Here is a 1,054-nt window from a genome sequence, read left to right as displayed (position 1 = left end):
AGTCCCTCCTCCCGGGCCAGCCGGCGGGCCAGGTCGAAGGCGTCCTCACCATCGACCTGGATGATCTCGTCGACGAGGCCGGTCTCCAGGACCGGCGGGACGAAGCCGGCACCGATGCCCTGGATCGGGTGCGGTCCCTTCACGCCGCCCGAGAGCACCGGCGACGCCGACGGCTCCACGGCGACGAACCGCGCCTCGGGCCTGCGCTCCTTGATGACCTGGGCGACGCCGGTGATGGTCCCGCCGGTGCCGACCCCGGCGACGAGCACATCGATCTGCCCGTCGGTGTCGCGCCAGATCTCCTCGGCGGTCGTGGCGCGGTGGATCGCCGGGTTGGCCGGGTTCTCGAACTGCTGCGGGATGAGGTACCGCTCGTCGTTCTTCGCGAGTTCCTCCGCCTTCGCGATGGCGCCGGGCATGCCCTCGGCACCGGGGGTGAGCACGAGCTCCGCACCGAGGGCCCGCAGCAGCATCCGCCGCTCGGTGCTCATCGTCTCGGGCATCGTCAGGACGCAGCGGTACCCGCGGGCGGCGCACACCATGGCCAGGGCGATGCCGGTGTTCCCGCTGGTAGGTTCGAGGATGACGGTGTCCGGCCCGATCAGCCCCGCCCGCTCCACGGCGTCGATCAGGGCCACCCCGAGGCGGTCCTTCACGCTGTGCGCCGGGTTGAAGGACTCCAGTTTGGCCACGACCTGGGCTCCCACCCCGTCCGTGACGCGACGCAATCGGACCAGCGGCGTGTTGCCGATCAGTTGCGTGATGTCTTCCGCAATCCTCATCGATGTTCTCCTCTGCCGGGCCCCGTGGTCATCCACTCTGCCAGGCCCGCGCCTTCCCGCCCTTCCTAACGACCTCGACGGGCCTGCTGGTTCGTCCACGGCCGGGAAAGTAGGCCCACAGGTCCCCCCGGGCCAACATCCGGAAGCCCCGGCCCGCAGGGTCGTCGTACCTGTACCGGCGCCTCAGGCCAGGCGCATCGTAGCCATCAGCCCCGGTTCGGCGGGCGTCAAGCCAGAACCACCGCGCACCGCCACAGCAGGACCGACCGCGG

The 1,054-nt window shown here is 70.9% G+C and carries 1 protein-coding gene; it reads right to left on the bottom strand.

Features of this window, described 5'->3' with window-relative positions; all coding sequences use genetic code 11:
• Window positions 1–782 (bottom strand): cysteine synthase A (cysK, locus tag ACY45C_RS18520; RefSeq protein WP_462188835.1); only part of this gene is annotated, 782 nt, incomplete at its 3' end.
• Window positions 783–1,054: the final 272 nt, after the last annotated feature.

It is taken from the genome of Frankia sp. CcWB2 (assembly GCF_977927585.1).
This window is presented reverse-complemented; position numbering and strand designations above follow the sequence as displayed.